Genomic DNA, 24,966 nt, shown 5'->3' on the forward strand with positions numbered 1-24,966 from the left:
GATACACCCACACAAGCCCCGGGGAGGGCCCGATGTCATCGCCCACGGAGTTCGCCGCGTTCACCGACATCGCCAAGCGCGTGAACAACTGGGGCCGTTGGGGGCCGGACGACGAGATCGGCACCCTCAACCTGATCACCGACGAGGTCGTCCGGGAGGCCGCCGCCTCGGTCCGCTCGGGGCGCCGCGTGCCGCTGGCGCTACCCCTGCAACAGGACGGTGTGCAGACGGGGATGATGCCGGGCCGGGTGAACCCGCTGCACGCGATGGTGCAGATCAACCAGGAGATCTTCGGTCCGGGCACGGTCGCGTGCAGCGACGACGCGGTGACCATGGGGCTGCAGGCGGCGACCCACTGGGACGCGCTCACCCATGTCTCGCACTCGGGCCGGATCTACAACGGCCGCCCCGCGTCCACGATCACCCCGCACGGCGGCGCGGCCTTCGCCGGCATAGACAAGGCGCGGCACATCGTCTCGCGCGGTGTCCTGCTGGACGTTCCCCGCGCACTCGGGCTCGACGACGACCGGCTGCCCGGTGGCCACGCGGTCACCCCCGAAGACCTGGACGCGGCCGAGGAGTTGGCGGGCACCCGGGTCCGCGCGGGGGACATCGTCCTGGTCCGCACCGGACAGATCCGCACCTACCTCGCCGGGGACAAGCACGCGTACGCGTTCCCGTCGCCGGGGCTGTCGCTCCGTACGCCCGAGTGGTTCCACGCGCGCGATGTCGCGGCCGTCGCCAATGACACTCTGACGTTCGAGATCTTCCCGCCGGAGGTCGAGGACCTGTGGCTGCCGGTGCACGCGCTCGACCTGGTCGAGATGGGCATGCCGCAGGGCCAGAACTGGAACCTGGAGGAGTTGTCCACAGCCTGTGGACAAGCGGGCCGGTACGACTTCCTGCTGTCGGCGATGCCCGAGCCGTTCGTCGGAGCGACGGGCGCACCGGTGGCGCCGATCGCCATCCTGTAGGACCGCACCATCCCGCGAGACCGGGCCGTCGCCACCCTCCCCGGACTCCGATCTCCGGAGTCGGCTGGCGGAGTCGGCTGGCGGCGCGCCGCTGCCCGCCCCGAGCACGGCACCGCGCGCCGCCATCCGGCTTCGGCGTACCCGCCCCTGCCCCTGGGCCCTGCGGGGAGCCGGCGCCGAATCACGACCCACACTCGTCGAGGGCCTCCGTCACCGAGACCCTCGGCGTCCCCTCGCGGCGAATCGCTGACACAAGCGTGATCAAACGGACACGAGACGTCAACACCCGTTCGGGGACGAGGCGGGCGAAACCGGCACCGCGAGGGTGAGTGCGGAAGCAAGTCCGGCGCACGATGCGGCCACTACAGGGCAACCGCCCCACCCCGTGCACTCGCGCGCGGCGTGTGCGACGCGAAAGCGGGTGGCCGAGTACGCCTCATGCCCCGGAGGCAGAGGTCCCGTCGGCGGCTACGGGCCGGGAACTCCCGGCCTAGACCGCCTCGTACGCCACGCTCTCCCGCGCCACGCTCTCCCGCGCCACCGCCGCGACCCCGGTCACCGCGCGACAGGCGGGGTACACCGCCGGCGCGACCGCGCCGCCGCCCACGCCCGGCGCACCCCCCGCCGCTCCGGAGGCGCCCACACCGCTCGCCGCCCCCGAAGCGCCCGGCACCGCACGGTCCAGCTCGCACCAGATCCGTTTGCCGACGCCCTCGTAACTCCAGCCCCAGCGGTCCGCGAGCACGTCGACGAGGGCGAGACCGCGCCCGCCCGTCTCGTCCCCGTCGGCGCGCCGCGGGACCGGCGCACACGCACTGCCGTCGACGACCTCCAGACGGACCTTGCCGATGACCCCGTCACGGAGGGCGGACAACAGCAGCCGCAGCACCGCCGGACGGCCGGTGTGCACGACCGCGTTGGTGACCAGCTCGGAGACGAGGAGGATCAGCGTCTCGGCGAGCGGCTCGTCGTCCCCTATCCCGGACCCGGAGAGCCGTGCACGGGCCCATCTCCGCGCACGACCCACCTCTGCGGGGTCGGGCCGGATCTCCAGCTGCACTTGAAGCACCTGCACCGCTCACACCATCCGAACCGGCGGACACATCGCCGCACGCCCCCGAGGGGCCACGATCGTGGTCATCTGCTGCCTGGCCGACGCCACCGCCATCGACACCATCGGCACCGGGATCACGGAACGTGATCCCCTTACAGGACAGCATGGTTGACGTACAGTCACCCCAACAAGCGCTTCGGGCATATTCCAGCGCGAAGGAGTACGCATACGGCATACTGTGCGACGCTCATCACGGCGAGTCGAACAGACCGGGGCATCGAGACTCCGGCCCACTTCACGAGCGCCGGGCACCGCCCATTCCGGGGCCGCCACAGGGGCAACACCGGCTCGGCTCGACCTCGGAACCACTCGCATCCACCAGAAGGTACCGGAGCGGAAGTCCGACTCCAGGCCGTGACAAGTCACGCCTAGGACACAACACGGTATCAACGCTCGGTAATTCCGGTATGCCACGTTCCGCGACATTCCAGCGAGTCCCCGCCACACATTTCCCTTACGACCCTGGTCAGCGCGCTCAACTCGCTTCGACCAGCAGTTCCCCCGCCAACAACTCCTCACTCTCCGTGATCGATCCGCCACGTTCCGCCCGTACCCACGCCCGCTTCAGACACAGGTGTACGTCGGCCTCCCAGGTGAACCCCGAACCGCCGTGGACCTGAAGGGAGTCGCGGGCCCCGCGCACCGCCGCCTCGTCGGCCAGCAGCCGGGCGGCCGCGATGTCCACCGGATCGACGGTCACGGCCGCCGCGTACACGGCCACCCGCGCGACCTCCACCCGCACCAGCAGTTCGGCGCAGAGGTGCTTGACCGCCTGGAACGCGCCGACCGGCCGCCCGAACTGCTCCCGGGTCCGGGCGTGTTGCACGGCCGCCTCACAGGCACGGACCGCCGTGCCCACCTGCTCGGCGGCGGTGAGCAGGACGAACAGATCATCGAGACGAGCGGCCGGGTCCGCCCCCGGCACCCGGTGCAACGGCGTCAACGGGTCCACCGACCGCAACGCCACGGCCCCTTCCACGGACCCCACCACCACGTCCGCGTCGTCCAGCCACTCCACCAACCCCCCGCCCCCGACGGCCGTCACGACGGCCTCCCCCGTCGCCGCCCCCGGCACCCGCCCGGCGGCGAGATGCGTGGCCACCAACGGCCCGGGCAACAGCGCCCGGCCCGCCTCCTCGAACACGACCACAGCCTCCGGCACCCCGAGCCCGACCCCACCTTTCGCCTCAGGCAGACACAACGAGAAGAACCCGGCCGCCCCCAACTCCCGCCACAGCCCCCGGTCCAACACACCACCGGCGTCGACGGCGTCCCGCAGCCGCTCCGCCCCGAAACACCGCACCAACACCTCCCGCACCCCAGCCCGCAAAGCCACCTGATCCTCAGTGAGCCGAAACCGCATGAGCCACCAGCCCCTCATCACCACCGCGGGCCCCAAAGGGGCGCGGGGAACTGCGCGAGCAACCACAACGCACCCGAACCCGCCGGCGAAACAGTCACCCCCACCCCACTAGGCGCCCCCGTCACCCCTTCGGCAGCCCAAGAATCCGCTCCCCCACGATGTTCCGCTGAATCTCGGACGTCCCGGCCGCGATCGTGTACGACAACGAACTGAGCCGATCCAGCACCCATCCCCGCCCCAGATCCAGCGCGTCCGGCCCCAAAATCTCCGCCGCCACCTCGAACAACTCCTGCCGCGCCCGCGAATACCGCAGCTTGAACACCGAACCCCCCACCCCCGGCACCCCGCCGGAGGCGCCCCGCACCCCGCCGGAGGCCTCCCCCTCGCTGACGTTCCACTGCGTGAGCCGCCACAGCGCCCGGAACTCCGCGTTCGCCCGCCCGAGCCGCCGCCGCACACCGGAGTCGTCCCAGGCCCCGTTCGCCCGCGCCTCCCGCGCCACCTCGGCCAACACACGCCGACAGGCGACCACTTCACCCACGAACGCCGTCCCCCGCTCGAACGACAGCGTCACCATGGTCACCCGCCAGCCGTCGTTCTCCGCGCCCACCCGGTTGGCGACCGGCACCCGCACGTCGTCCAGGAACACCTCGGCGAACTCGGTGGAACCGGCGAGCGTGCGCAACGGCCGTACGGTCACACCGGGCGCGTCCATCGGCATCGCCAACCAGGAGATGCCCCGGTGCTTGGGCGCCTCCGCGTCCGTGCGCACCAGCAGCTCGCACCAGTCGGCGACCTCGGCGTGCGAGGTCCAGAGCTTGGACCCGTTGACCACGTACACGTCGCCGTCCCGTCGCGCCCGGGTCCGCAGCGAGGCGAGGTCCGACCCGGCGTCCGGTTCGCTGAACCCCTGGCACCACACCTCCTCGCCCCGCAGGATCGGCGGCAGCCAGCGCGCCCGCTGCTCGGCCGTCCCCTCGGCGGCGATCGTGGGCCCGGCGTGCAGCAGCCCGACGAACCCCGCCCCCACATACGGAGCGCCCGCCTTCTCAGTCTCCTCCAGGAAGATCAGCCGGGTGGTCGGCGAGGCGTCCCAGTGGACCTCGCCGTACCCGGCGTCGTACAGCGTGCGCTGCCAGCCGAGGTCGTAGGCGCGCCGCCCCGGCCAGTCGTCGGGCGACGGCTTCGGCGGCAGCGAGGGGAGCGTCTTCGCGAGCCACTCCCGCAGCCGCGCCCGGAACGCCTCCTCCTCCGGGCTGTACGCGAGATCCATCGCCCCGGGCCCTACCGGCCGAGGTGGCGGTCGAAGTCCAGGTCGAGCATGCGGATGGCGTTGCCGCGCATCAGCTTGTAGACCGTCTCGTCGTCGAGGCCCTTCACATGGTCGAGGGCGACCTCCTTGGTGTGCGGGAAGGTCGAGTCGACGTGCGGGTAGTCGGTCTCGAAGGTCGCGTTGTCCCGGCCCACGACGTCCAGCGAGGCGACCCCGTGCTTGTCGCGGAAGAAGCAGCAGAACATCTGCCGGTAGTAGTACGTCGACGGCGGCTCGGGGATCAGGTCGCGCACCCCGCCCCAGGCGCGGTGCTCCTCCCAGACGTCGTCGGCGCGCTCCAGGGCGTAGGGGATCCAGCCCATCTGCCCCTCGCTGTAGGCGAGTTTGAGGGTCGGGAACTTCACCAGGACCCCGCTGAAGAGGAAGTCCATCATCGAGGCCATCGCGTTGTTGAAGGACAGGGAGGCCTGGACGGCGGGGGGCGCGTCGGGGGAGGCGGCCGGCATCTGGGAGCTGGAGCCGATGTGCATGTTGACGACCGTGCCGGTCGCCTGACAGGCGGCGAAGAAGGGGTCCCAGTAGCCGGAGTGGATGGAGGGCAGGCCGAGATAGGTGGGGATCTCGGAGAAGGTGACGGCCCGGACGCCCCGGGCGGCGTTCCGCTCGATCTCCGCGACGGCGAGGTCGATGTCCCACAGGGGGATCAGACAGAGCGGGATGAGCCGGCCGCCGCTGTCGCCGCACCACTCCTCGACCATCCAGTCGTTGTAGGCGCGGACGCAGGCGAGGGCGACCTCCTTGTCGTGTGCCTCGGCGAAGGTCTGCCCGCAGAAGCGCGGGAAGGTCGGGAAGCAGAGCGAGCCCTCGACGTGGTTGAGATCCATGTCCGCCAGCCGTGCCTTCGGGTCCCAGCAGCCGCGCCGCATCTCCTCGCGGGTGATGCCCTCCAGCGTCATCTCGTCCCGGTCGAACCCGACGGCCGCGATGTTCCGCTTGTACGGGAACTTGAGGTCCTCGTAGATCCACCAGTCGGTCGGCGGTCCGTCCGGGTCCATCGTGATCTGGTACTTGCCCCCGACGTACGCGAGCTCGCCGATCCCGGCGGTGAGGGGCTTCGGGCCCCGCTCGCGGTACTTCTCCGGCAGCCAGGTCTCGAAGAGGTGCGCGGGCTCGATCACATGGTCGTCGACGCTGATGATGCGGGGCAGTTCGGTCATGGGTCCCCTCCACCGAGCCGTTTTCTGACGGACCGTCAGTTAGGTCCTCTCCAGCAGGCTAGTGGCGCACCTCTGGACCGACAAGGCGCCCGGCCCTACGCTCTGCCCACGATCTGACATATCGTCAGTTGAATGCGGCAGGGGGCCTTTCGTGACCGACACCGCCCACGCGCTCAGCGACTCCCGCACCCTCTGGGAACTTCTCGACCGCCGCGCCGGCCTCACCCCCGACCGGCCCGTCCTCCTCCAGGACGACCGCACCCTGAGCTTCGGCGAACTGCGGTCCCGCGCCGAGCGCGTGGCGGCCGGGCTGTACGACAGGGGCGTACGCCCCGGCACGGTCGTCGCCTGGCAGCTGCCCACCCGCATCGAGACGGTCCTGCTCTCCTTCGCCCTGGCCCGCCTCGGCGCCGTCCAGTCCCCGGTCATCCCCTTCTACCGCGACCGCGAGGTCGGCTTCGCGCTGCGGGAGTCGAGGGCCGAGCACTTCGCCGTACCCGGCGAGTGGCGGGGCTTCGACCACACCGCGATGGCCCGACGGCTGGACGCGCGCGGGATCTTCGAGGCGTACGAGGCCCTCCCGGAGGGCGACCCCACGGCGCTCCCCGCCCCGCCCGCCGACGGCACCTCCGTCCGCTGGATCTACTGGACCTCGGGCACCACCTCCGACCCCAAGGGCGTCCTGCACACGGACCGTTCCCTGATCGCGGGCGGCTCCTGCCTCGCCCACGCGCTCCGGCTCACCGCGGACGACGTCGGCTCGATCGCCTTCCCGTACGCGCACATAGGCGGCCCCGACTACATGGTGATGCTCCTGCTGTACGGCTTCCCGGCCGTGCTGTTCGAGCACTTCGCGCTGCCGGCCGCGCTGGAGGCGTACCGCAAGCACGGGGTGACGGTGGCGGGCGGGTCGACGGCGTTCTACTCGATGTTCCTGGCCGAGCAGCGCAAGCAGCCGGGCGAGCCGGTCGTCCCGTCCCTGCGGCTCCTCGCGGGCGGCGGCGCCCCGAAGCCGCCCGAGCTCTACCACGCGGTCGTACGGGAGATGGGGGTGCAGCTCACCCACGGGTACGGCATGACCGAGGTGCCGATGATCACGATGGGGGCGCCCGACGACTCGGCGGAGAACCTGGCGACGACGGAGGGGCGGCCGCCGGAGGGGATGGAGATCCGGATCGCGGAGGACGGGGAGGTGCGGTTGCGTGGGGAGGCCGTCTGTCACGGGTACCTGGATCCGGCGCAGTCGGCGGCGGCCTTCGACGCGGACGGGTTCTTCGTCACCGGCGACCTCGGACACCTCACCGAGAGCGGCCATCTGGTGCTGACCGGCCGCCTCAAGGACGTCATCATCCGCAAGGGCGAGAACATCTCCGCCAAGGAGATCGAGGACCTGCTGCACCGCCATCCGGCCGTCCAGGACGTGGCGGTGATCGGGCTGCCGGACCCGGAGCGCGGGGAGCGGGTGTGCGCGGTCGTCGAACAGCCGCCGGGGGCCGAGGCGCTGACGCTGCCGGACATCACCGACTGGCTGCGCGCGGAAGGGCTGTCCGTCCACAAACTGCCGGAGCGGCTGGAGGTGGTGGACGCCCTGCCACGCAACGAGACCCTGCGAAAGGTGCTCAAGTACAAACTCCGCGAACGCTATGCGTGACCGCCGCGACCGCCGGCCCACCACCGGTGCGGGCGGCGGCCTCCGCACGTGACCGCGCCACGTGCGGCTGCACTGGGACCCGCGCGTGAGCGGCTGCGCCGCGGCCCACGTACGAGCGGCCGCACCGCGACCCGCACACGTGCGACGGCTGACCGCCCACGAGCGAATCCGACCGATCACCGACGACTGCCGACCGCTCTCGACCCCGCCGTGACCGCTGACAAGCCCGCCGATGACCGCTGACGAGCGGCCCGCGACGGGCTGTTGAGGTTCCCGCGACGGCTGGTGCGATGCCCGCGACGGCTGTGGTGATGCCCGGCCGTGGGACTACTCGGGGACGGTGAAGTAGCGGGCGAACGCGTTGACGACCTCCACCTCGTCCACCTTGCCGTCGGCGTCGGTGTCGAGGGTGGCGGCGGCCGCGGCGGCGGTCTCGGCCGGGGCGCCGAGGGCCTTGAGGACCCGCGCGGTCTCCTCGACCGTGGCCTTCCCGTCCCCGTCGGCGTCCGCGACGGCGAGGGCCGCGTGCAGGAAGGGGCGGGCGATCTCGGCGAAACGGTCGGGGTTGTCGCGCAGCCGCTTGACCGCGCCGTTCACGAACTCGTCCCGGGTGATGCGCTGGTCGCCGTCCCGGTCCGCTATGCCGGCCATGCCCTGCCAGAAGGCCTCGGCGCCGCCGTACAGGGCCTGGCCCTTGTCCGAACGGGCGGTGGTGCCGAACTCGTTGAGAACCGCCTTGCTCGCCGCGCTGAAGTCCTCGCGGTCGATCCAGCCGTTGCCGTCCTGGTCGAAGGTGGCGAACCGGGCGGCGATCCTGCGCTCGTACTCGCTGCTGACCATGTCTCTTCGGGCCCGCCTTACGTCAAGTGGGGTGCTTCTCGGACGGAGCGTACGACGTCAGAGGCCCGGACGGAGCCGGAAAGCGGCGCTTGTACCAAGACTGCGGGAATTCCGGGACAACTGTGTGGCCGCCGGGACACCACCAGGTGGGACAGCTCACACGTACGTACTGCTCATGGGGAGGGTGCGGGGTCAGGCCGACAGGGGGTCGGCCTCGTCGTCCGCGTCCGGCGCGACCGCCGAGGGGACGTCCGGGTGGACGTCGAAGAGGCGGCGGACGCCGAGGGCGGCGAGGACGCGGTTGACGTGCGCGCCCTCCGAGGGGCCGCCGCCCGCGTGGCCGTCGGCGGGGAGGATCAGCCGGAGCCGCCCCCGGCAGGACCGCATCAGACGGCGGGTGGCGACCAGGACGCCCACGCCGCTGGAGTCGCAGAAGACGACGGCGGAGAGGTCGAGGACGAGACTTCGGCGGCCGTCGGCCACCGCCTCGTGCACGCGCTGGCGGAGCACGGGGGAGGTGACCAGGTCCATCTCCCCGGACACGTGCAGCACGGCCCAGTCCCCCTGTCCGCCCTGCTCGCCGTCGGTCACTTCGAACGCCACCGCGATGCCTCTCAGTCGCCGAACCGGAAGCCACTGCACCGCTTCCTGCTGCGCGGCTGCCCCGCCGTCGTTCCATGAAACACCCGTGGCCCGCCGAAAGCGCGGGGTAAGCGAGCCAATTCCGGGCCCTTTTCGGTGCGATTTCCATCGAGTACGGTCACATGTGATCGCACATTGATCACGAATGACTTCGGTATCGATCGGATGCGGGCTCAGACGGCCGCCACTCGGTTGGATTCGCGCAGATCAGGTACCTCGTATGGTCGTACAGGCATACGAAAGACGGGTGGACGCCCACGTGGGCGGTGTGGAAACGGCTTACTCGGGAGGCGCATACCACCTCCGGCCTCGTGAGGGGCGCGCATTGCCATAAAGGGGCGTGCGCGGTCAGCGGTGCCGACTACATTCGGGACGGCGGTGCGCACAGGCTGGAAGCGGGCCGGAAACGGGCGGGCCGTCGACCGGGCGGATATCAGGAACGGCGCAGGTGAGAGCAGGGTGAGGGGGCCGTATGGCGGCGATGGACGCACCGCCCCGCTGGGACCGCAAGATGCAGCAGCGGCTGGCGCGCGGCGAGGCGGCGGCGCTCGGTGAGCTGTACGACCGGTTCGCGTCCCTCGTGCACGGGCTGGCCCACCGCGTCCTCGGCGACGAGCGGGCTGCGGACGGCATCACCCGCGAGGTGTTCCTCCAGCTCTGGGAGAACCCCGAGGACTACGACCCCAAGCAGGGGCCGCTGCGGTCCTGGGTGGCGGCGCTGACCCACCGTCTCGCGGTGCAGCGGCTGCGGGCCACCGAGACCGCGGCGCTCGCCCGTGGCGGCGAGGGCACGGCGGAGGACCTGGAGCGCAAGGTCCAGCAGGCGTCGGTCGCGGCCCGCGCCGACTACATCGTGCAGGCCATGCCCGCGCCGCTGCGGGCCGCCCTGGACCTGGCCTATTTCCAGCGCCGCGACTACCGCCAGACCGCGTCGGACCTCGGCGTCACCGAGGACGAGGCCCGCCGCCGCCTCCGCCTCGGCCTCCAACTCCTCTCCACCGCCCACGACACCCGCCCCTCCGGCCCCCCACCCGAACCCGGGCCCCACACATGACCGCCGACCCCAGCCCGCACGGGCAGCACGAGCCGGAGAACCGGAAAACCCCGGCCCCGGGCCCGTCCCCCGACCTCGCAACGCCCGAATCCAGCGGCACGGGCGGAACGGACGACGCGGACGGAAGGGACAGCACGGGCGGGACGGACGGCACGGGTAGGCCGGACGAACCGAGGGGGTCGGGCGGATCCGCGCGGCCAGGTGCTTCCGGCGGCGCCGACGGGCCGAGCGGGCCGGTCGGGGGCACGGGCGCTGGTGGTGACGAACCCGTGGGGCCGCCCCGGATACCGCTGCCGCGCACCTCCGTGGAGGACACCGGAATGCCTCTGCCCGACGTCATGCCGAACCCCACCCCCGAGGCGCCCCCGGCCACCCCACCGGCCCTGTCAGCCCCCTCGGCCCCATCAGCCCCGCCCGAGCCGCCGGACCCCACCCCGGCGCCCGGCCCCTCCGCACCGTCCGGAACCTCCGTGCCACCAGCCTCTTCGGATCAGCCCACGCCCTCCGTCCCCCCGGACCCCTCAACCCCACCCACCTCTCCCGGCCTCTCGACACCTCCGACCTCTTCCGACGCGCCCGGCTCCCCTTCCCCCTCTCCCTCCCCTTCTCCTCTCGTGCTGGAGCACCGGGTGTTGAAGGCGTTGCTCGGGGCCTGGGCCCTGGCTGTGTGTTCGGGGGAGGAGGCGTTGGCGGTGGAGGAGCATCTCGGGGTGTGCGGCGGGTGCGCGGACGAGGCTCGGCGGCTGCGGGAGGCCGTGGGGCTGCTGCACCCTGCGGAGAGCCTCGACCTCGACCCTGCCCTGCGCACCCAGGTCCTGGACGTCTGCCTCGGCCGCCGCCCACCCCGTATCCCCGTCCCCCGCTGGGCCGCCCCGTACGACGCGGAAACGGCCCGGCTGGACGCGTTGCTCCAGGACATCGACGCCTCCGACTGGCACGCCCCCGTACGGCTGCGCTGGTTCGAGGGCGAGGGCCCGGTGAGCCGTCGTACGACCGTCGCCGGGGTCATCGCCCACCTCCTGACCGTCGACGGCCTCGTGGCCACGGCGCTCGGCCTGGACGACCCGCTCGACTCACTCGGCCCACGCGAACCCGGCCCCGACGAGCCTCCCGGCGGCGTCTCCCCGGCGGCGCGCACCGAGGCGTACTGGAAGGCGTCCCACTTCCCGCCCACCCGCGCCCTGCGCGCCCCCTGGCGGCAGCAGAGCCACGACATCGTCCGCACGACCTCGTTCACGAGCGGCGGCGGCCTCGACGGCACCGACGGCACCGACGCCTCGAGCGGGCCGGCGGTCTCCTACGGCGGCTTCGAACTCCCCCTCCAGGACGCGATGCTCGATCGCGCGTTCGAGTGCTGGATTCACGCGGAGGACATCGCGGAGGCCGTGGACTACCCGTACGAGCCGCCCTCCGGCCGCCATCTGCACGCCATGATCGACCTGGCGGCCCGCATGCTGCCGGTGTCGCTGGCCGAACGCCGCCGGACCGGTCTCGCGTCCCCGCCCCCCGTCCGGCCGCCACCTCGTACCGGCGGGTGCCCCCGGCCGCAGTCTCCGTCTGGAGATCGAGGGTTCCGGCGGCGGCGAGTGGCTGATCCCCCTGGACTCCCCCGCTGCCCTCGGCTCCGCCGATCACGAGGTGGCCCACGTGGCCCTGGACGGCGTCGAGTTCTGCCGTCTCGCCGCCGGTCACGTCCCCCCGGAGGAGGCGGCCGCCGGCCAGGGCGGCGACCGGGAGGCCATCAGAGACGTACTGTTCGCGGCGGCGGCCCTGAGCCGCATGTAAGAGTCGGGAACCCGCACCGAGCACCACCGGCCCGCAAAGGGGCGCGGGGAACCGCGCGACCAGCCACGACGGACCCACACCCGCCACACCGCGGACGCCCGCGACCCATGAGGCGCCCCGGCCCGGCTGAGCCCTTACGCGAAGACGACCGTCCGGCGCCCGTTCATCAGGATGCGGCGCTCGGCGTGCCACTTGACCGCCCGCGCGAGCGCCTGGCACTCCACGTCCCGCCCGACCGCGACGAGCCCCTCGGGCGTCACCCCGTGGCCCACCCGCTCGACCTCCTGCTCGATGATCGGCCCCTCGTCGAGGTCGGCGGTGACGTAGTGCGCCGTCGCGCCGATCAGCTTCACACCGCGCGTGTGCGCCTGGTGGTACGGCTTCGCGCCCTTGAAGCTCGGCAGGAAGGAGTGGTGGATGTTGATGATGCGCCCGCTGAGCTGCTTGCAGAGGTCGTCGGAGAGGACCTGCATATAGCGGGCCAGCACGACCAGCTCGACGTTCTCCTCGCGCACGATCTCCAGCAGCCGCGCCTCCGCGTCCGCCTTCGTGTCCTTGGTCACCGGGATGTGGTGGAACGGGATGTCGTACGACCCCACCAGCTCGGCGAAGTCGGTGTGGTTGGAGACCACGGCCGCGATCTCCACCGGCAGCGCGCCCGTACTCGCCCGGAAGAGCAGGTCGTTCAGGCAGTGCCCGAACTTGCTGACCATGAGGACGATGCGCATCTTCTCGTCGGCCAGGTTGATCTGCCAGTCCATCTGGAAGGAGTCACCGATCGCCGCGAAGCTGGCGCGCAGCTTGTCCACGTTCACCGGTGCGTCCGCCGAGAAGTGGACGCGCATGAAGAACAGACCCGTGTCGTGGTCGCCGAACTGCTGACTGTCCTCGATGTTTCCGCCGGTCATGAAGAGGTAGCTCGACACGGCGTGCACGATGCCCGGCTTGTCGGGGCAGGCGAGGGTGAGGACGTACTGGTCGGCGGGCGCCGCGGCTCGGGTGGACTGCTCGTTCATGCCCGACAGGGTCCCATATGGCGTACCCAGGTCGGCAACCGTCCCGAGGACCGGACCGCGGGGCCCCGCACCACCGCCCGCCGGCTTCCCTACGCCGCCCTGGTCATGATCCGCAGCACTTCGAGCGTGCGCGGCGGGGTGTCCGGGTCCTCACCGTCGCTCGCCGAGAGGCGTACGTGGGCCTCGCGGGCGGCGCGGACGGCCTCGGGCCAGGCCTCGTGGTCGAGGTACGCGGAGACGGGCGCGTCCGGGCCGACCTGGTGCATGATCCGCAGCACGCGCAGGACGGCCGTGTCGACGAGGGCCGCCTCCTGGGCGTCACGGAAGATCGTGCCGACGTACTTCTCGGCGGACCAGTTGTCCAGCCAGGTGTCCTCGACCAGGCGGTACACGGCGTCGGTGACGTCCCCGTACCCGTCGACACCGGCCAGCCAGACGTTCTGCTGGAAGGCGGGGTCGGAGAGCATGTGCAGCGCGGAGCGCACATTGCTGCGCCAGCGCCACCACGGCATGTCGTTCAGTGGCATGCCGCCCATGGTGGATGAGCGACGCCCACGACGGGAAGGGGTCTCCGGGCCTTGGACGGTCATCGCTCGCGCATTCCTCTCTGAAACCACTCGAAAATACGATCGTAGCTCCTCGTAATTCACCTCCCGGTCACCTCCCGTTGACCGTTCGTCACGCCCGGGTTGGGGATATGGCGGAATCGTGCGGAGCCATGACTGGCTTCCAGGCACCACGGACACCTCAGCCCCCAGGCCATCCCACAGGCCTCGCCAAACGCCTGGTCAGAGCCACCACGCTGGCGGCGTGTGCCTCACTCGTCGCCGGGTGCGGGGTCATCCCTGGTACCACGGGGGGTACCGGGGACGGCCCCGTCACCGTCATGACCTGGGCCCCCGAGAAGACGGCCGCCACCAACAAGCCCGGCATGCCCGCGATGGCCAAGGCGTACGCCCGCTGGATCAACGCCGGCGGCGGCATCAACGGCCGCGAGCTGAAGATCCTCACCTGCAACGACCACAACGAGACCGTCGCGGCCGCGAAGTGCGCCCGCCGCGCCGCCGACGAGGACGTCGTCGCGGTCGTCGGCTCCTACAGTCAGCACGGCCGCGCCTTCCTCGCCCCGCTGGAGTCGGCGGGCATCCCGTACATCGGCGGCTACGGCGTCACCGACGACGAGTTCGCCAGCGCGCTGTCGTACCCGGTCAACGGCGGCCAGGCCGCCCTCATGGCTGGCCTCGGCGAACAGCTCGCCAAGGACTGCGGCCCGGTCGCCCTCGTCCGCCCCGACTCGATCGCCGGCGACCAGCTGCCGCTGCTGCTGGACTCGGGGCTGCGGTCCGGGGGCCACGACCGGTCGGCGGACCAGCTGGCCGCCGAGGACGCGACCGAGTACGGGGGGCACGCCCGGGAGGCGCTGCGGCGGGCCAGCGCGGAGCCGGGCACGGAGGGGTGCGTGGTCCCCGCCCTGGGCGACCGCACCTTCACGTTCATGGACTCCTTCCGCCGGGACCGCGCGGACTTCCCGGACGTCCGTACGGGGACGGTGCTGGGCAGCGTCGACCAGACGGTGATCGACGCGACCGGCGGGCGGTCGGGGCCGTACGAGGGGGCGTACGTCACCGGCTGGTACCCGGTGGAGAACGACAAGCGGTGGGACCGGATGAAGGAGGTGATCCGGGAGCACGCGTTCGGCGACAACCGGATCGACCCCGCGGACCCCGGCGTGCAGACGACGTGGATCGCGTACACCGTCCTGACGGCCGCCATCAAGGAGATCGGCGACGGGGAGGTGACCTCCCAGACGATCCGGCGCGTCCTCGACGGCGGCCTGCGGGTCACCACCGGTGGCCTGACCCCGCCGCTCAGCTGGCGCTTCGAGGACCTCATAGCCTCCGCCGGCTTCCCCCGCCTCATCAACCCCGAGGTCACCTTCCAGGTCGTCCGCAAGGGCCAACTGGTCGCGGCGCGAAGGAACTTCGTCAACGTGGAGAAGACGTTGGTGGACGCGGAGAACTGAAAAGCATGGGGCGCGGCCCCTGCTTCTCAGGGGCGCCGCACCCGTCTCCCTACAGCTGGACCGCCTGGCGTTCGGTCAGGCCGTAGGTCTTGGCGATCTTGTTCCAGAGTTCGGCGGCCTTGGTCTTCTCGGCGCTGGCCGTGCCGCTGGCCTGGTTGCCCGCCTGGGTCTGGCCGGTGCTGCGGGCCTGGCCCTTCCGGCAGCCCTTCTTGCCCGCCGTCTGGTCCGCCCACGCCGCGTAGTGGTTGTCCGCGGCGGCCGAGGCCTGCCAGGCCTTCGTCAGCGAGGTGGTCAGGGCCTCGTGGTTCGGCAGCTCGTCGACGGACAGCTCACCGAGCCGGGTCACCAGGTCGTTGCGCTGCTTCGCCGCGTCCCGCAGATCGGTGGCGGCCTGGCCCAGGTTGGAACACGTCTTGATGTCGGCGACCGCCTTGATCACACTGCTACGGCTGTCACCGCTGTCCGCCAGCAGCTTGTCCAGCGCGACCGCCTGCTCCCGCGCCGGATCCGCCGACGCGGACGCCGACTCCTCGGGCGCCCCGGACGCCGACACGGGCTTGTTCCCGCTCGGCGACGAGTCGTCCCCCGACCCGGCCATCAGCGCGCCCGCCCCGATCCCGAGCACCGCGATCCCCACGCCGACGGCCGCGATCAACGGCACCCGCGATCTCGTACGACCACCCCCGCCGCCGCCGCTCTCCCGTCTCCCGGAAGCGCGCCCGGCATGCCCACCGTGCCCACCGTGGCCTCCGTGACCGCCGGGCCCGCCCGGGCCTCGCGGCGGCTGCGGGGCACCGTGGTCGATCTTCGGCAACTGCTGGGTGGACCCGGGGGCGCCACCGGCACCCGGTTCGTTGCGGAAGAGGCTGTCGAACACGTCCGGCTGCTGCTGTCCCTGCTGTTGCCCCGCCGCACCGTGCGACTGGGGCCGCGGCTGGGCCTGCGCGGCCACCGGCGGTATGTACTGCGTCGCCTCCGCGTCCGGATTCCCGGCGGGCCCGCCGGGCATGGGCTGCGCGGGGTGCGCGGTCGGTGGCAGGGGTCCGGCGCCGTTGCCCGGCACCCGCCCCAGATACGTCGTCGCGTCCCCCGAGGCCTCCGGCGGCAGCGCGCCCGGCCCGACCGGCGGCAGGAACTGTGTGGCGGCCTCGGCGGCGGGCGCCTCCCCGACCACCGGAGGTATGAACTGGGTCGCCCCCTCATCCACAGGCATGGCCCCGGCCGCCGGCACGTACGGGATGTACTGGGTGGCCCCCTCGTCCACGGGCGGCAGCGGCGCGCTCTGCGGCGGCAACGGCGACCCACCGGCCGACGGCCCGGCCACTTCCCCCGCGACCGGCGGCAAGGGCGCACCCGCACCCGCACCGCCGTACCCCGCGCCTCCGTACGCCGCCCCCTGCGCCCCCTCGGGCGGCAACGGCATCCCCCCTTGGGCGCCGTACGCCTGCCCGGCCGAGTCACCCTGGGCGTTCCCGTAGCCCTGCCCGGCCGCATCGCCGTGCGCCCCGTAGCCCTGCCCGGCGGCGCCCCCGTGGGTGCCGTACGCCCCCTGCGTGCCGTAGCCCGTCCGGCCGTCCGGCGTGCCGTACGCGTCCTGCGCGCCGTGCGCTCCCCACTCCGGCGCGGGCGGCGCGCTGTTCCAGTGGTCGGCCTGCGGCTGGGCGGGCGGCGCCGGGGTCTCCTCGGAGCCCCACTGCCGCTGCTGGTCCCACGGCTGGACCGGGGCCGGCGGCAGCGGGGCCGGCGGCAGATCGCTCGGGTGGAGCGGAGCCCCACCGTCCGAGGGCAGCACGATGCCTTCGCGCGCGGTCCGCGCCGAGGGCTCCTCGCCCTGTCCACTCTGCGTCACCGAGACTCCTACGAATGGGGGACTTGCGGAATCGTCGACTCACGCTACCGGGTCCGAGCGACACCCCACGCACCACCCGCGCCCCGAGGAGGGGGCGAAGCCCCCTCAGGGCGCGGGGAACGGCACGCTCAGCCACACCCCACCCGCAGCCGTGCGAACGCCCCGAGTACCCCACCCGCAGCGCTCTACGCCGCCTGCAGCTCCATCCGCGCCCCGAACTCCCTGACCACCGCCTCCTCCCGGAACGGCTCCAACCGCTGCTGGAAGTCCTCCAGGTACTCGGCCCCCCGGTTCGATCGCAGCGACCCGAGCAGTTCCACGGCCTTCAACCCGGTGTGGCAGGCCTGCTCGACCTCCCGCTGCTGCACCTGCGCCGTGGCGAGCAGTACGTACCCGATCGCCCGCCGCCGCGCCCGCGACTGCGGATGCTTGGCCAGCGACTCCTCCGCCCGCCGGGCGGCCGCCTCCGCCTGTCCGAGATCCCGGTGGCAGTGCGCCAACTCGTCGGCGAGATAGGCCTCGTCGAAGTGCTTGATCCACACCGGGTCGTCCCCGGACGACGGATCCGCCGCCTCCAGCGCCTCCACGGCACGCCCCGCGGCCGCCTGCGCACCGCGCGCGTCGCCCATCAACGCGTGCCCGCGCGCCTCCGCCGCGTGGAACATCGACTCCGCCCGCGGAGTCGCCCGCCCCCGCGCCCCTTCCTGCGCCGCGCGTGCCAACTGCGCGATCTCCCGCGGGTTTCCGAGCTGCGCGGCGAGATGACTCATGGACGCGGCGAGGACATAGCCGCCGTAGCCGCGGTCACCCGCGGCCTGGGCCAGGCGGAGCGCCTGGATGTAGTACCGCTGGGCGAGCCCGGGTTGACCGGTGTCGACGGCCATGTACCCGGCGAGTTCGGTCAGTCGGGCGACCGCCGCGAACAACTCCCGCCCCACGGCCTCCCGGTAGGAGCCGGCCAGCAGCCCCGAGACGACGCTGTTGAGGTAGTGCACGACGACCGGCCTGACGTGACCGCTGCCGTACTGGTGGTCGAGGTCCACGAGCGCCTGGGTCATCGCCCGCACGGCCGCCACGTCCGCGAGCCCCACCCGGGGCCCCGCCGAGCGGGCCACCTGGGAGTCCGGCGCCGAGATCAGCCAGTCACGGCTGGGCTCGACGAGCGCGGAGGCGGCGACGGACGAACCGGAGAGGAAGTCCCGCCGCCCCACATCGCTGCGCCACAGCTCACAGACCTGCTCGATGGCTCCCAGCACCGTCGGCGAGAACTGCAGGCCGACGCCCGACGCCAGGTTCTTGCCGTTGGCCATGCCGATCTCGTCGATGGTGACCGTACGGCCCAGCTTGCGGCCGAGGGCCTCGGCGATGATCGCGGGCGCCCGGCCCCGCGGCTGCTGTCCCCGCAACCAGCGCGCCACGGACGTCTTGTCGTAGCGCAGGTCCAGTCCGTGCTCCGCGCCGCACATGTTGACCCGCCGGGCCAGCCCCGCGTTCGAGCAGCCCGCTTCCTGGATGAGCGCCTGCAGTCGTTCGTTCGGCTGCCTGGCGACGAGCGGCCTTGCGGCCATGGCGTACCCCCTGTGGCTGTGGTGCCTTGCCCACGCACCGAGTTGACGTGCCTTCAGTGACCGCGTCCCGTCGCATACGTGTACCCACGTATCGAAAAGATCCGGCCTCGAAGATCAATGCCCCGCCGACATACCGAAGATGCGAGACATGCCAGAATTGCCGGGGTAAACACGGATGCTGTACCCCACACGTGGCTACCCGGCTCACTCCGTGATCCCTCCCGCGCGCCCCCGGGCATGCACCCATGCGCCCCGGGCCAGTTGACGATGCTCTCCCCCGCGCATGTGACATCCGTAACCCCTGATGACCGCTAGAGTTGTGTTCATCGTGGAAGAGACCATCGCGGGCCCTGAAGCTGCCCAAATCCCGAAGCAGCGTGGCGAATCGCTGCTGGACACCGCCGTTCGATACGCCGAAGAGCGCCACTGGGACGTGTTCCCCGGCACTTGGCTGGAAGCCGTCGACGGGGTGCAGATCTGCTCCTGCGGCAACGCAGCGTGCGCCACCCCCGGCGCGCACCCGGCGCGTGAGGACTGGGCGACCCAGGCGACAGGCAGTGCGACCGTCGCACGCCGTCTGTGGTCGAAGCAGCCGACCGCGTCGATCCTGCTGCCGACCGGCCGTACGTTCGACACGATCGACGTTCCCGAGACCGCCGGTCTGCTGGCGCTGGCCCGTATGGAACGTATGGAGCTGACGCTCGGACCGGTGACCTGGACCCCGGACCGCCGCATGCAGTTCTTCGTGCTCCCGGGCGCGTCGGTCAAAGTCCCCGATCTCGTACGGAAGTTGGGCTGGTCGCCGCTCGCGCTCGACCTCAAGGCGCTGGGTGAGGGCGAGTTCGTGGCCGCGCCGCCGACGCGCTACGGATCCCGGGGCGCCGTGCAGTGGGCCCGCCGCCCCACCCCGGCGAACCGGTGGCTGCCGGACGCGGAGGAACTGATCTCGCCGCTCGCGTACGCGTGCGGGAGGGATGGGCGGCGGTAACGCTCCCGGCGGGGGGTGCGGGTCGGTTTCGCGGCCGCGGGTGCGTGGGGGCCGTTCGCGCAGTTCCCCGCGCCCCTGAAAAGCAGGGGCTGCGCCCCGTGCTTTTCAGGCCCGCAGGGCCGTGGTCTTTTCAGGCCCGCAGGGGCCTGGTCTTTTAGGGGCGCGGGGAACTGCGCGAGAAGCCCCACCGGAGCCGCACCCGCCCACGCACCGAAACCCCCCGAGCTCAGACGCGCACCTCAGCCGGCCGCGCCGTCCCCGTCCAGCCCGTCCAAGAACGGCTCGATCGCGGAGCGCCACGCGTCCGGCTGGTCGTAGTGGACGAGGTGACCCGCGTCGGCGACCTCCGCGTACTGGCCGTGGGGCAGCACCCGGACCATCTCCTGGGACTCGGCGCGCCCCAGCTCCCCGTCGAGGCCGCGGACCACGAGGGCCGGGCAGCGCACCTGGGTCAGCTCCTCCCAGTGCGCGTCGTACACCCAGGTCTCACGGGTCGTCAGCATCTGCTCGGGGTCGAACACCGGCCGCCAGCCGTCGGGCCCCTCGTGCATCACCTCGGCGTAGAACTCGCCCCGGGACGGGCTGGGGCGCTCCACCCAGGGGTCGTCCTCGCCGAACCACTTACGGACGTCGGCGAGGGTGGCGAACGGCAGCGGCCAGGCCTTGAACCAGTTCTCCCACTCTCGCTGCGAGGCGGCGCCGAGCGCCGAGGCACGCATGTCGCAGATGATCAGCCCGCTCACCAGGTCGGGGCGGCGGGCGGCCAACTGCCAGGCGGTCAGCGCGCCCATGGCATGGCCGATGAGGACGACCGGGGCGAGGCCGAGCTGTTCGACGGCGGCCTCGGCGTCCTCGACGTAGGCCTCACGGGTGTAGGCGGCCTGCTCGGGCTTCGCGCTCTGGCCGTGTCCGCGCTGGTCGAGCGCTACGGCCCGGCGGCGTTCGGAGAGCCAGCGGGCGGTGGGGGCCCAGTGCGAGGCGCGGCCCATGAGGCCGTGCAATAACAGCACCCCGGGCCGGGGCTCGTTCTCGCCGGTCTTGGGCGGGTCGCCGAACTCCCAGGCGGCGAGACTCACGCCGCCCGCTCCCGTCACGTCGATGCGCCGCGCCATTGGCACCCCCCAGACTCCCGCCCGGACCGCTCGCTCCCGCCTCTCGCTCCCGCTTCGAGCCGGCCGGTCCACTCGTCCCAACTGCTGTCGTACCGCTGTCGTATTGCTGCTTCCGTACCGCATCCGCTGTCGCTTCCGCCCTGGCTCTCGCCGTCGCTCGCCGTTGCTCCAGCTGCCGTTCGTGCCGTGCGCGCCGCTCGGACGGCGAGCACTTGTGTTACAGCGTGCGTATCGGTTGACACGTTACGTGTGGGGCGCGCGCATCACTCATGGCGCGGGTCACGCAACGACACGCCGCACACGCTATCGAATGCACATTCGAAGATGTCGCTCTTGGCGACAACACCCCTCATTCGAGTGACCTCCCTCAAGGATTGCCCGCCGCCGCCGAGGGGAGATCTTCAACGGGAGGCGGACCGCTCGGGGAAAACGGTCCGAGGGGGATGACCCTGGGAGCTCGGGGCTCCGGGTCAGCACAGGGGAGGACAGGCCCCGGCGCCGCACGGCGCCGGGGCCCTCCTCATGTCCACGGCACATCCGCCCCGCCCCCTCCCTCACCACCGGAGATCCTCGTCTCGGGCGGCCAAGAGCCCCTCAGGTCATATGCCTCACGCGCAAGCCTCGCACGCGAACGGCGCGAGCGCTGCGATTCGGCGCACTGAATCTTTGATTCGACGGGTTCCCGGACACGCACCCCAATACACCACAACTCCCCCTCCCGCATCGGGAGTTGGCGGGCGATACGGACATCCGCCGACACGTGTCGAACAACGGCCGACAGAGGGCGTCACGGGCCGACGATGAACGGACGGGCGGGCGGACGAGCGGGGCGACGGAAGGACGGACGGACGCGGGTGCGGCACCCGGCACGGGCCCGCAGTGCACCGAAACGGGCCCGGCGAGCCGGGACAGGCCCGCGGTGACGCCGAAACGGGCCCGCGGCGGTGTCGATACGACCCCGCCGCGATGCCCACACGCGGGGCCGGAGCCGCGGCCGGGCCGGGGCCGGTCAGGTCGCGGCGCGAAAGTCAGCGCTTGGCGACGAACACGTGTGAGGCGACGTCCGCCTCCAGCTCCGCCGCCTCGCCGCCGCTGCCCACGAGGACACCGCCGGCCGCCTCCGTCACGCTCACCACGGAACCGGGCTGGACGCCCGCGCGACGCAGCGTGTACATCAGCTGGGCGTCCGTCTGGATGGGCTCGCCGATCCGGCGTACGACGACGGTCTTGCCCTCCGTCCCCGGGTCGAGGTCGGCCAGCGACACCATGCCCTCGTCCAGGAAGGGGTCCGCGCCGTCCTTCTCGCCCAGCTCCTCCAGGCCCGGGATCGGGTTGCCGTAGGGCGACTCGGTGGGGTGGCGCAGCAGCTCCAGGACGCGGCGCTCGACCGCCTCGCTCATCACGTGCTCCCAGCGACACGCCTCCGCGTGGACCTGCTCCCACTCCAGACCGATCACGTCGACGAGGAGGCACTCCGCGAGACGGTGCTTGCGCATCACGCGCGTCGCCAGCCGACGGCCCTCCTCGGTGAGCTCCAGGTGACGGTCCGCGGCGACGGACACCAGGCCGTCGCGCTCCATGCGCGCGACCGTCTGGCTCACCGTGGGGCCGCTCTGGTCGAGCCGCTCGGCGATCCGGGCGCGCATGGGGACCACACCTTCCTCCTCGAGCTCGAGGATGGTGCGGAGATACATCTCCGTCGTATCGATCAGTCCGGACATACGTGCCCCTCGATGAGAATCAGCCGGAGGCTTCGACGGCCACACCGGCTTGCTGCGGCTTGCTGCGCTGGCCCTGGACTCAATTCTTACGCATCCGACCGACAACCGGGTGGCGCCGGGGGAACGACGGCGGTATGACTCCGATCAGGTGGCCGATTTGTGACCCAGCGCCCCAATTCCCGGAGGCGGCTCGCTCCGGCCCACCGTATTGACACCCCACTGGTCCAGACCATTAACGTGATCGGCGTCACCGAGGACGCGAAGAAGGCGGAGGGTCGGGCACATGGGGCTGGACGGCAGCACGGCGGGTGGGCGGTTCCTCGACGCGGCGATCGGGCTGCTGGAACGCGTACGGGACGAGGAGACAGAGTCGATCACCGCGGCCGGAGAGCTGATCGCGGACACGGTCGTCGCCGGCGGACGCCTGTTCGCCTTCGGCGCCGGCCACTCCTCGCTCGCCGCCCAGGACCTCGTCTACCGGGCCGGCGGACTCGCGCTGATGAACCTGCTGGCCGTCCCCGGCGCCGTGGGCGTGGACGTGATGCCCGCGACCCTCGGCTCGGCACTGGAACGGGTCGACGGGCTCGCGACCGCCGTGCTCGACAGCAGCCCGCTGCGGGCCGGGGACCTGCTCGTCGTGATCTCGCTCTCCGGCCGCAACGCGCTCCCCGTCGAGATGGCCGCGCACGCCCGCGAGCTGGGCGCCAAGGTCATCGGCGTCACCTCGGTCAGGTACGCCGCGGAGACGACCTCACGCCACTCCTCCGGCACCTTCCTCAAGGACCACTGCGACCTCGTCCTCGACTCGAAGATCGCGGTCGGCGACGCCGAACTCACCCTCGACACCATCCCCGCCCCCTTCGCCCCGGCCTCCACCGTCGTCACCTCGGCGATCCTGCAGTCCGCCATGGCCACCGCCGCCGCCTCCCTCGCCGACCGGGGTGTCGAACCGCCCCTGCTGCGCTCCGGGAACGTCGACGGCGGACTCGACTGGAACGACCAGGTCATGCGCGAGTACGGAGATCGGATCTTCTACCTCCGCTGACTGCGACCCCTGATTCCTGGGAACGCTGAGAAGGGTGAGGAGGAAATCCGGCGTACAACGATTTCGTCCAAATCTTGCGTGAAGCAGATGTGGGCTGGGTCACGTTCGAGTTGAATGATGACGAGTGAGCGAACCGACGCGCCGTACCAGCCGTACATGCGGACGCAACGCAGCCTGCAGGGGGTTCAGGTGAGTGCTTCCCGGCGTAGTGGGGCCACCGACGAACTCGGGCCCGACAAGCCCGAGCGGGACGGCCCGACGAACGAGGACACCGAGGACATCGAGGGCACGGTGAACACCGAGGACACCGAAGGCACCGAAGGCTCCATGGATTCCACGGACTCCGGTGGCTCCGACCTCCTCGCCGCCCTCCTCGACGGGATGGACGCCGCCCTCTGCGCCTTCGACGCCGACGGTGTCGTCACCCACTGGAACCGCGAGGCCGAACGCATCCTGGGCTGGAGCGCGGAGGAGGCCGTGGGCCGCCGCGGCTTCGCGGGGTGGGCGGTGCGCACCGCCGACGCCGAGGAGGTCGAGGGGCGGCTGCTGGCCGCCATGCACGCCAGCGGCCGGCAGGTGCACGAGTTCGCCCTGGTCACCAAGGACGGCGGCCGCGTCCTCGTCCGCACCCAGTCCGCCGCCGTGCGCGGACCCGACGGCAAGCCCGCCGGCCTCTACTGCGCCTTCAGCGAGGTCCACGCGCAGATCGACCTCGAGCGGTCCATCGCGCTCAGCGAGGCCCTCTTCGAGGACGCCTCCTGGGGCGTCGTCCTCGTCGACGCCGACCTGCGCCCCGCCGTCGTCAACGCCCACGCCGCCCGCTCCCTCGGCATCGGCCGTACGGCGGTCCTCGGGCGCCCCCTCGGCGAGCTGCTCGCCCAGGGCGCCGAGGAACTGGAGAACGCCCTCACCCACGTCCTCGCCGAGGGCGCCCCGCCCGCGCCCGCCGAGATCTGGGTCGGCGTCCGCGGCCCCGACGGCGAGAAGCGCCGGTGCTGGCGCAGCGGGTTCCTCCGCCTCGCCTCCCCGCTCGCCGAGGAACCGGTGCCGCTCGGCGTCGGCTGGCTCTTCCAGGACATCACCGAGTCCAAACAGACCGAGCAGGAGGCCGCGCAGCTCCGCTTCCGCGTCAACCAGCTCCACCGGGCCGCCCGCGCCGCCGCTGAGTGCGAGGACCCCGGCGAGGCCGCCACCGTCCACCTCGACTTCGCCCTCGCCGGCTTCGCCGACCACGCCCTCATCGACCGCGTGGCCGGGGGTTCGATGGCCGACGGCGAAGGACCCGCCCGACTCGTCCGCGCCGCCGCCACACCCTCCGGCCGGCCCGGCCCCAGCCACCTCGCCGGCCACGCCGGCATCCCCGTCCGCTACGGCCCCGGCCACCCCGCCCTGCAGTGCGTGGAGCGCGCCGGCTCGGTCCGCGCCAGCGCCGGTACGGCCGCGCCGGAGACGGCCCGCGAATGGGCCACCGGGCGGCAGTGGCCCCCGGAGACCGTGCACGCCCTCTGCGCGGTCCTCCGCAGCCGCGGCCGCACCCTGGGCGTCGTCACGTTCCTCCGAGGCGCCGGCCGCACCCCCTTCGAACGCGCCGACGCCGTCTACGCCGAGGACGTCGCCATACACATCGCCGCGGCCCTCGACCTGGAGGCCCTGGAGAGGTCGTCGGAGTAGAGGCCCGGCGAGCGCACGGCCGCGTGGGAAACACCTCGCGGCCGCCCGGCCGTGCGACGC

Annotated in this window: 19 protein-coding genes and 1 pseudogene; 8 read left to right on the forward strand and 12 right to left on the reverse strand. The window is 72.1% G+C overall.

The genetic code is table 11. The features are described from left to right. Positions 1–32 precede the first annotated feature (32 nt). Positions 33–974 (forward strand): cyclase family protein, encoded by a 942-nt coding sequence (locus L3078_RS19990; RefSeq protein ID WP_239755275.1) that lies wholly within the window; start codon positions 33–35, stop codon positions 972–974. Between the two features lie 490 nt (positions 975–1,464). Here the strand turns inward: L3078_RS19990 and L3078_RS19995 are convergent, their stop codons facing one another. The 4 genes from L3078_RS19995 to L3078_RS20010 form a co-directional block, all read right to left on the reverse strand. Continuing rightward, positions 1,465–2,049, reverse strand: a complete 585-nt coding sequence (locus L3078_RS19995; protein WP_239755276.1) for an ATP-binding protein — start codon at positions 2,047–2,049, stop codon at positions 1,465–1,467. 514 nt (positions 2,050–2,563) lie between these two features. Continuing rightward, the gene (locus L3078_RS20000) at positions 2,564–3,451 is read right to left on the reverse strand and encodes an acyl-CoA dehydrogenase family protein (protein WP_239755277.1); all 888 of its coding nucleotides are present in this window, start codon (positions 3,449–3,451) and stop codon (positions 2,564–2,566) included. A 121-nt stretch (positions 3,452–3,572) separates the two neighbouring features. Next, on the reverse strand, positions 3,573–4,724 hold the full coding sequence (locus L3078_RS20005) for an acyl-CoA dehydrogenase family protein (RefSeq protein WP_239755278.1): 1,152 nt from the start codon (positions 4,722–4,724) through the stop codon (positions 3,573–3,575). Between the two features lie 11 nt (positions 4,725–4,735). Further along, on the reverse strand, positions 4,736–5,941 hold the full coding sequence (locus L3078_RS20010) for an amidohydrolase family protein (RefSeq protein WP_239755279.1): 1,206 nt from the start codon (positions 5,939–5,941) through the stop codon (positions 4,736–4,738). A 151-nt stretch (positions 5,942–6,092) separates the two neighbouring features. Between L3078_RS20010 and L3078_RS20015 the strand changes: the two genes are divergently transcribed. Next, on the forward strand, positions 6,093–7,592 hold the full coding sequence (locus L3078_RS20015) for a class I adenylate-forming enzyme family protein (protein ID WP_239755280.1): 1,500 nt from the start codon (positions 6,093–6,095) through the stop codon (positions 7,590–7,592). A 327-nt stretch (positions 7,593–7,919) separates the two neighbouring features. On the opposite strand, the gene L3078_RS20020 is transcribed toward L3078_RS20015, so the two are convergent. Both L3078_RS20020 and L3078_RS20025 read right to left on the reverse strand, forming a co-directional pair. Beyond that, on the reverse strand, positions 7,920–8,432 hold the full coding sequence (locus L3078_RS20020) for an EF-hand domain-containing protein (protein WP_239755281.1): 513 nt from the start codon (positions 8,430–8,432) through the stop codon (positions 7,920–7,922). Positions 8,433–8,624: 192 nt separating this feature from the next. Further along, positions 8,625–9,041: an STAS domain-containing protein gene (locus L3078_RS20025; protein ID WP_239760389.1), complete on the reverse strand. Its 417-nt coding sequence runs from the start codon at positions 9,039–9,041 to the stop codon at positions 8,625–8,627. A gap of 505 nt (positions 9,042–9,546) precedes the next feature. On the opposite strand from L3078_RS20025, the gene L3078_RS20030 reads away from it, so the two are divergent. Together L3078_RS20030 and L3078_RS20035 are read left to right on the forward strand one after the other, a co-directional pair. After that, the gene (locus L3078_RS20030; protein ID WP_239755282.1) at positions 9,547–10,128 is read left to right on the forward strand and encodes a sigma-70 family RNA polymerase sigma factor; all 582 of its coding nucleotides are present in this window, start codon (positions 9,547–9,549) and stop codon (positions 10,126–10,128) included. A gap of 320 nt (positions 10,129–10,448) precedes the next feature. Further along, positions 10,449–11,913, forward strand: a pseudogene (locus L3078_RS20035) (zf-HC2 domain-containing protein). Between the two features lie 134 nt (positions 11,914–12,047). Here the strand turns inward: L3078_RS20035 and purU are convergent. Continuing rightward, complete coding sequence (purU, locus tag L3078_RS20040) at positions 12,048–12,929, reverse strand: formyltetrahydrofolate deformylase (protein ID WP_239755283.1); 882 nt, start codon at positions 12,927–12,929, stop codon at positions 12,048–12,050. A gap of 89 nt (positions 12,930–13,018) precedes the next feature. Continuing rightward, positions 13,019–13,519 (reverse strand): SCO4402 family protein, encoded by a 501-nt coding sequence (locus tag L3078_RS20045; protein WP_045556084.1) that lies wholly within the window; start codon positions 13,517–13,519, stop codon positions 13,019–13,021. 128 nt (positions 13,520–13,647) lie between these two features. Here L3078_RS20045 and L3078_RS20050 point away from each other — a divergent pair, with 128 nt between their 5' ends. Beyond that, entirely contained in the window at positions 13,648–14,952 is a 1,305-nt protein-coding gene (locus tag L3078_RS20050; RefSeq protein ID WP_239755284.1) for an ABC transporter substrate-binding protein, read from the forward strand. Between the two features lie 49 nt (positions 14,953–15,001). Here the strand turns inward: L3078_RS20050 and L3078_RS20055 are convergent, their stop codons facing one another. Then, entirely contained in the window at positions 15,002–16,801 is a 1,800-nt protein-coding gene (locus L3078_RS20055; RefSeq protein ID WP_239755285.1) for a hypothetical protein, read from the reverse strand. Between the two features lie 185 nt (positions 16,802–16,986). Beyond that, positions 16,987–18,369 carry an NsdA family TPR-like regulatory protein gene (locus L3078_RS20060; RefSeq protein ID WP_239755286.1) on the reverse strand — a complete coding sequence of 461 codons (1,383 nt, stop codon included), beginning with the start codon at positions 18,367–18,369 and terminating at the stop codon, positions 16,987–16,989. A gap of 328 nt (positions 18,370–18,697) precedes the next feature. On the opposite strand from L3078_RS20060, the gene L3078_RS20065 reads away from it, so the two are divergent. Then, positions 18,698–19,357, forward strand: coding sequence for a bifunctional DNA primase/polymerase (locus tag L3078_RS20065; RefSeq protein WP_391807580.1), 660 nt, complete (start codon positions 18,698–18,700; stop codon positions 19,355–19,357). 239 nt (positions 19,358–19,596) lie between these two features. Here L3078_RS20065 and L3078_RS20070 read toward each other — a convergent pair whose 3' ends face one another. Together L3078_RS20070 and L3078_RS20075 are read right to left on the reverse strand one after the other, a co-directional pair. Further along, positions 19,597–20,469 (reverse strand): alpha/beta fold hydrolase, encoded by an 873-nt coding sequence (locus L3078_RS20070; RefSeq protein ID WP_239755287.1) that lies wholly within the window; start codon positions 20,467–20,469, stop codon positions 19,597–19,599. A gap of 1,028 nt (positions 20,470–21,497) precedes the next feature. Then, a complete protein-coding gene (locus tag L3078_RS20075; RefSeq protein ID WP_033525889.1) occupies positions 21,498–22,190 on the reverse strand; it encodes an iron-dependent transcriptional repressor DtxR in 693 nt (230 codons plus the stop codon). Between the two features lie 283 nt (positions 22,191–22,473). On the opposite strand from L3078_RS20075, the gene L3078_RS20080 reads away from it, so the two are divergent. Together L3078_RS20080 and L3078_RS20085 are read left to right on the forward strand one after the other, a co-directional pair. Continuing rightward, positions 22,474–23,235, forward strand: a complete 762-nt coding sequence (locus L3078_RS20080) for an SIS domain-containing protein (RefSeq protein ID WP_239755289.1) — start codon at positions 22,474–22,476, stop codon at positions 23,233–23,235. 189 nt (positions 23,236–23,424) lie between these two features. Beyond that, positions 23,425–24,906, forward strand: coding sequence for a PAS domain-containing protein (locus tag L3078_RS20085; RefSeq protein WP_239755291.1), 1,482 nt, complete (start codon positions 23,425–23,427; stop codon positions 24,904–24,906). Positions 24,907–24,966: the final 60 nt, after the last annotated feature.

This window comes from Streptomyces deccanensis, from assembly GCF_022385335.1.
GTDB classification, from domain to species: Bacteria; Actinomycetota; Actinomycetes; order Streptomycetales; family Streptomycetaceae; genus Streptomyces; species Streptomyces deccanensis.

What these genes read in the sequence shown, in the direction of transcription:
- L3078_RS19990 (WP_239755275.1), top strand. Translation starts at nt 33, where the DNA reads ATGTCATCGCCCACGGAGTTCGCCGCGTTCACCGACATCGCCAAGCGC.
- L3078_RS20000 (WP_239755277.1), bottom strand. Translation starts at nt 3,451, where the DNA reads ATGCGGTTTCGGCTCACTGAGGATCAGGTGGCTTTGCGGGCTGGGGTG.
- L3078_RS20005 (WP_239755278.1), bottom strand. Translation starts at nt 4,724, where the DNA reads ATGGATCTCGCGTACAGCCCGGAGGAGGAGGCGTTCCGGGCGCGGCTG.
- L3078_RS20010 (WP_239755279.1), bottom strand. Translation starts at nt 5,941, where the DNA reads ATGACCGAACTGCCCCGCATCATCAGCGTCGACGACCATGTGATCGAG.
- L3078_RS20020 (WP_239755281.1), bottom strand. Translation starts at nt 8,432, where the DNA reads ATGGTCAGCAGCGAGTACGAGCGCAGGATCGCCGCCCGGTTCGCCACC.
- L3078_RS20030 (WP_239755282.1), top strand. Translation starts at nt 9,547, where the DNA reads ATGGCGGCGATGGACGCACCGCCCCGCTGGGACCGCAAGATGCAGCAG.
- purU (WP_239755283.1), bottom strand. Translation starts at nt 12,929, where the DNA reads ATGAACGAGCAGTCCACCCGAGCCGCGGCGCCCGCCGACCAGTACGTC.
- L3078_RS20045 (WP_045556084.1), bottom strand. Translation starts at nt 13,519, where the DNA reads ATGACCGTCCAAGGCCCGGAGACCCCTTCCCGTCGTGGGCGTCGCTCA.
- L3078_RS20050 (WP_239755284.1), top strand. Translation starts at nt 13,648, where the DNA reads ATGACTGGCTTCCAGGCACCACGGACACCTCAGCCCCCAGGCCATCCC.
- L3078_RS20060 (WP_239755286.1), bottom strand. Translation starts at nt 18,369, where the DNA reads ATGGCCGCAAGGCCGCTCGTCGCCAGGCAGCCGAACGAACGACTGCAG.
- L3078_RS20070 (WP_239755287.1), bottom strand. Translation starts at nt 20,469, where the DNA reads ATGGCGCGGCGCATCGACGTGACGGGAGCGGGCGGCGTGAGTCTCGCC.
- L3078_RS20075 (WP_033525889.1), bottom strand. Translation starts at nt 22,190, where the DNA reads ATGTCCGGACTGATCGATACGACGGAGATGTATCTCCGCACCATCCTC.
- L3078_RS20080 (WP_239755289.1), top strand. Translation starts at nt 22,474, where the DNA reads ATGGGGCTGGACGGCAGCACGGCGGGTGGGCGGTTCCTCGACGCGGCG.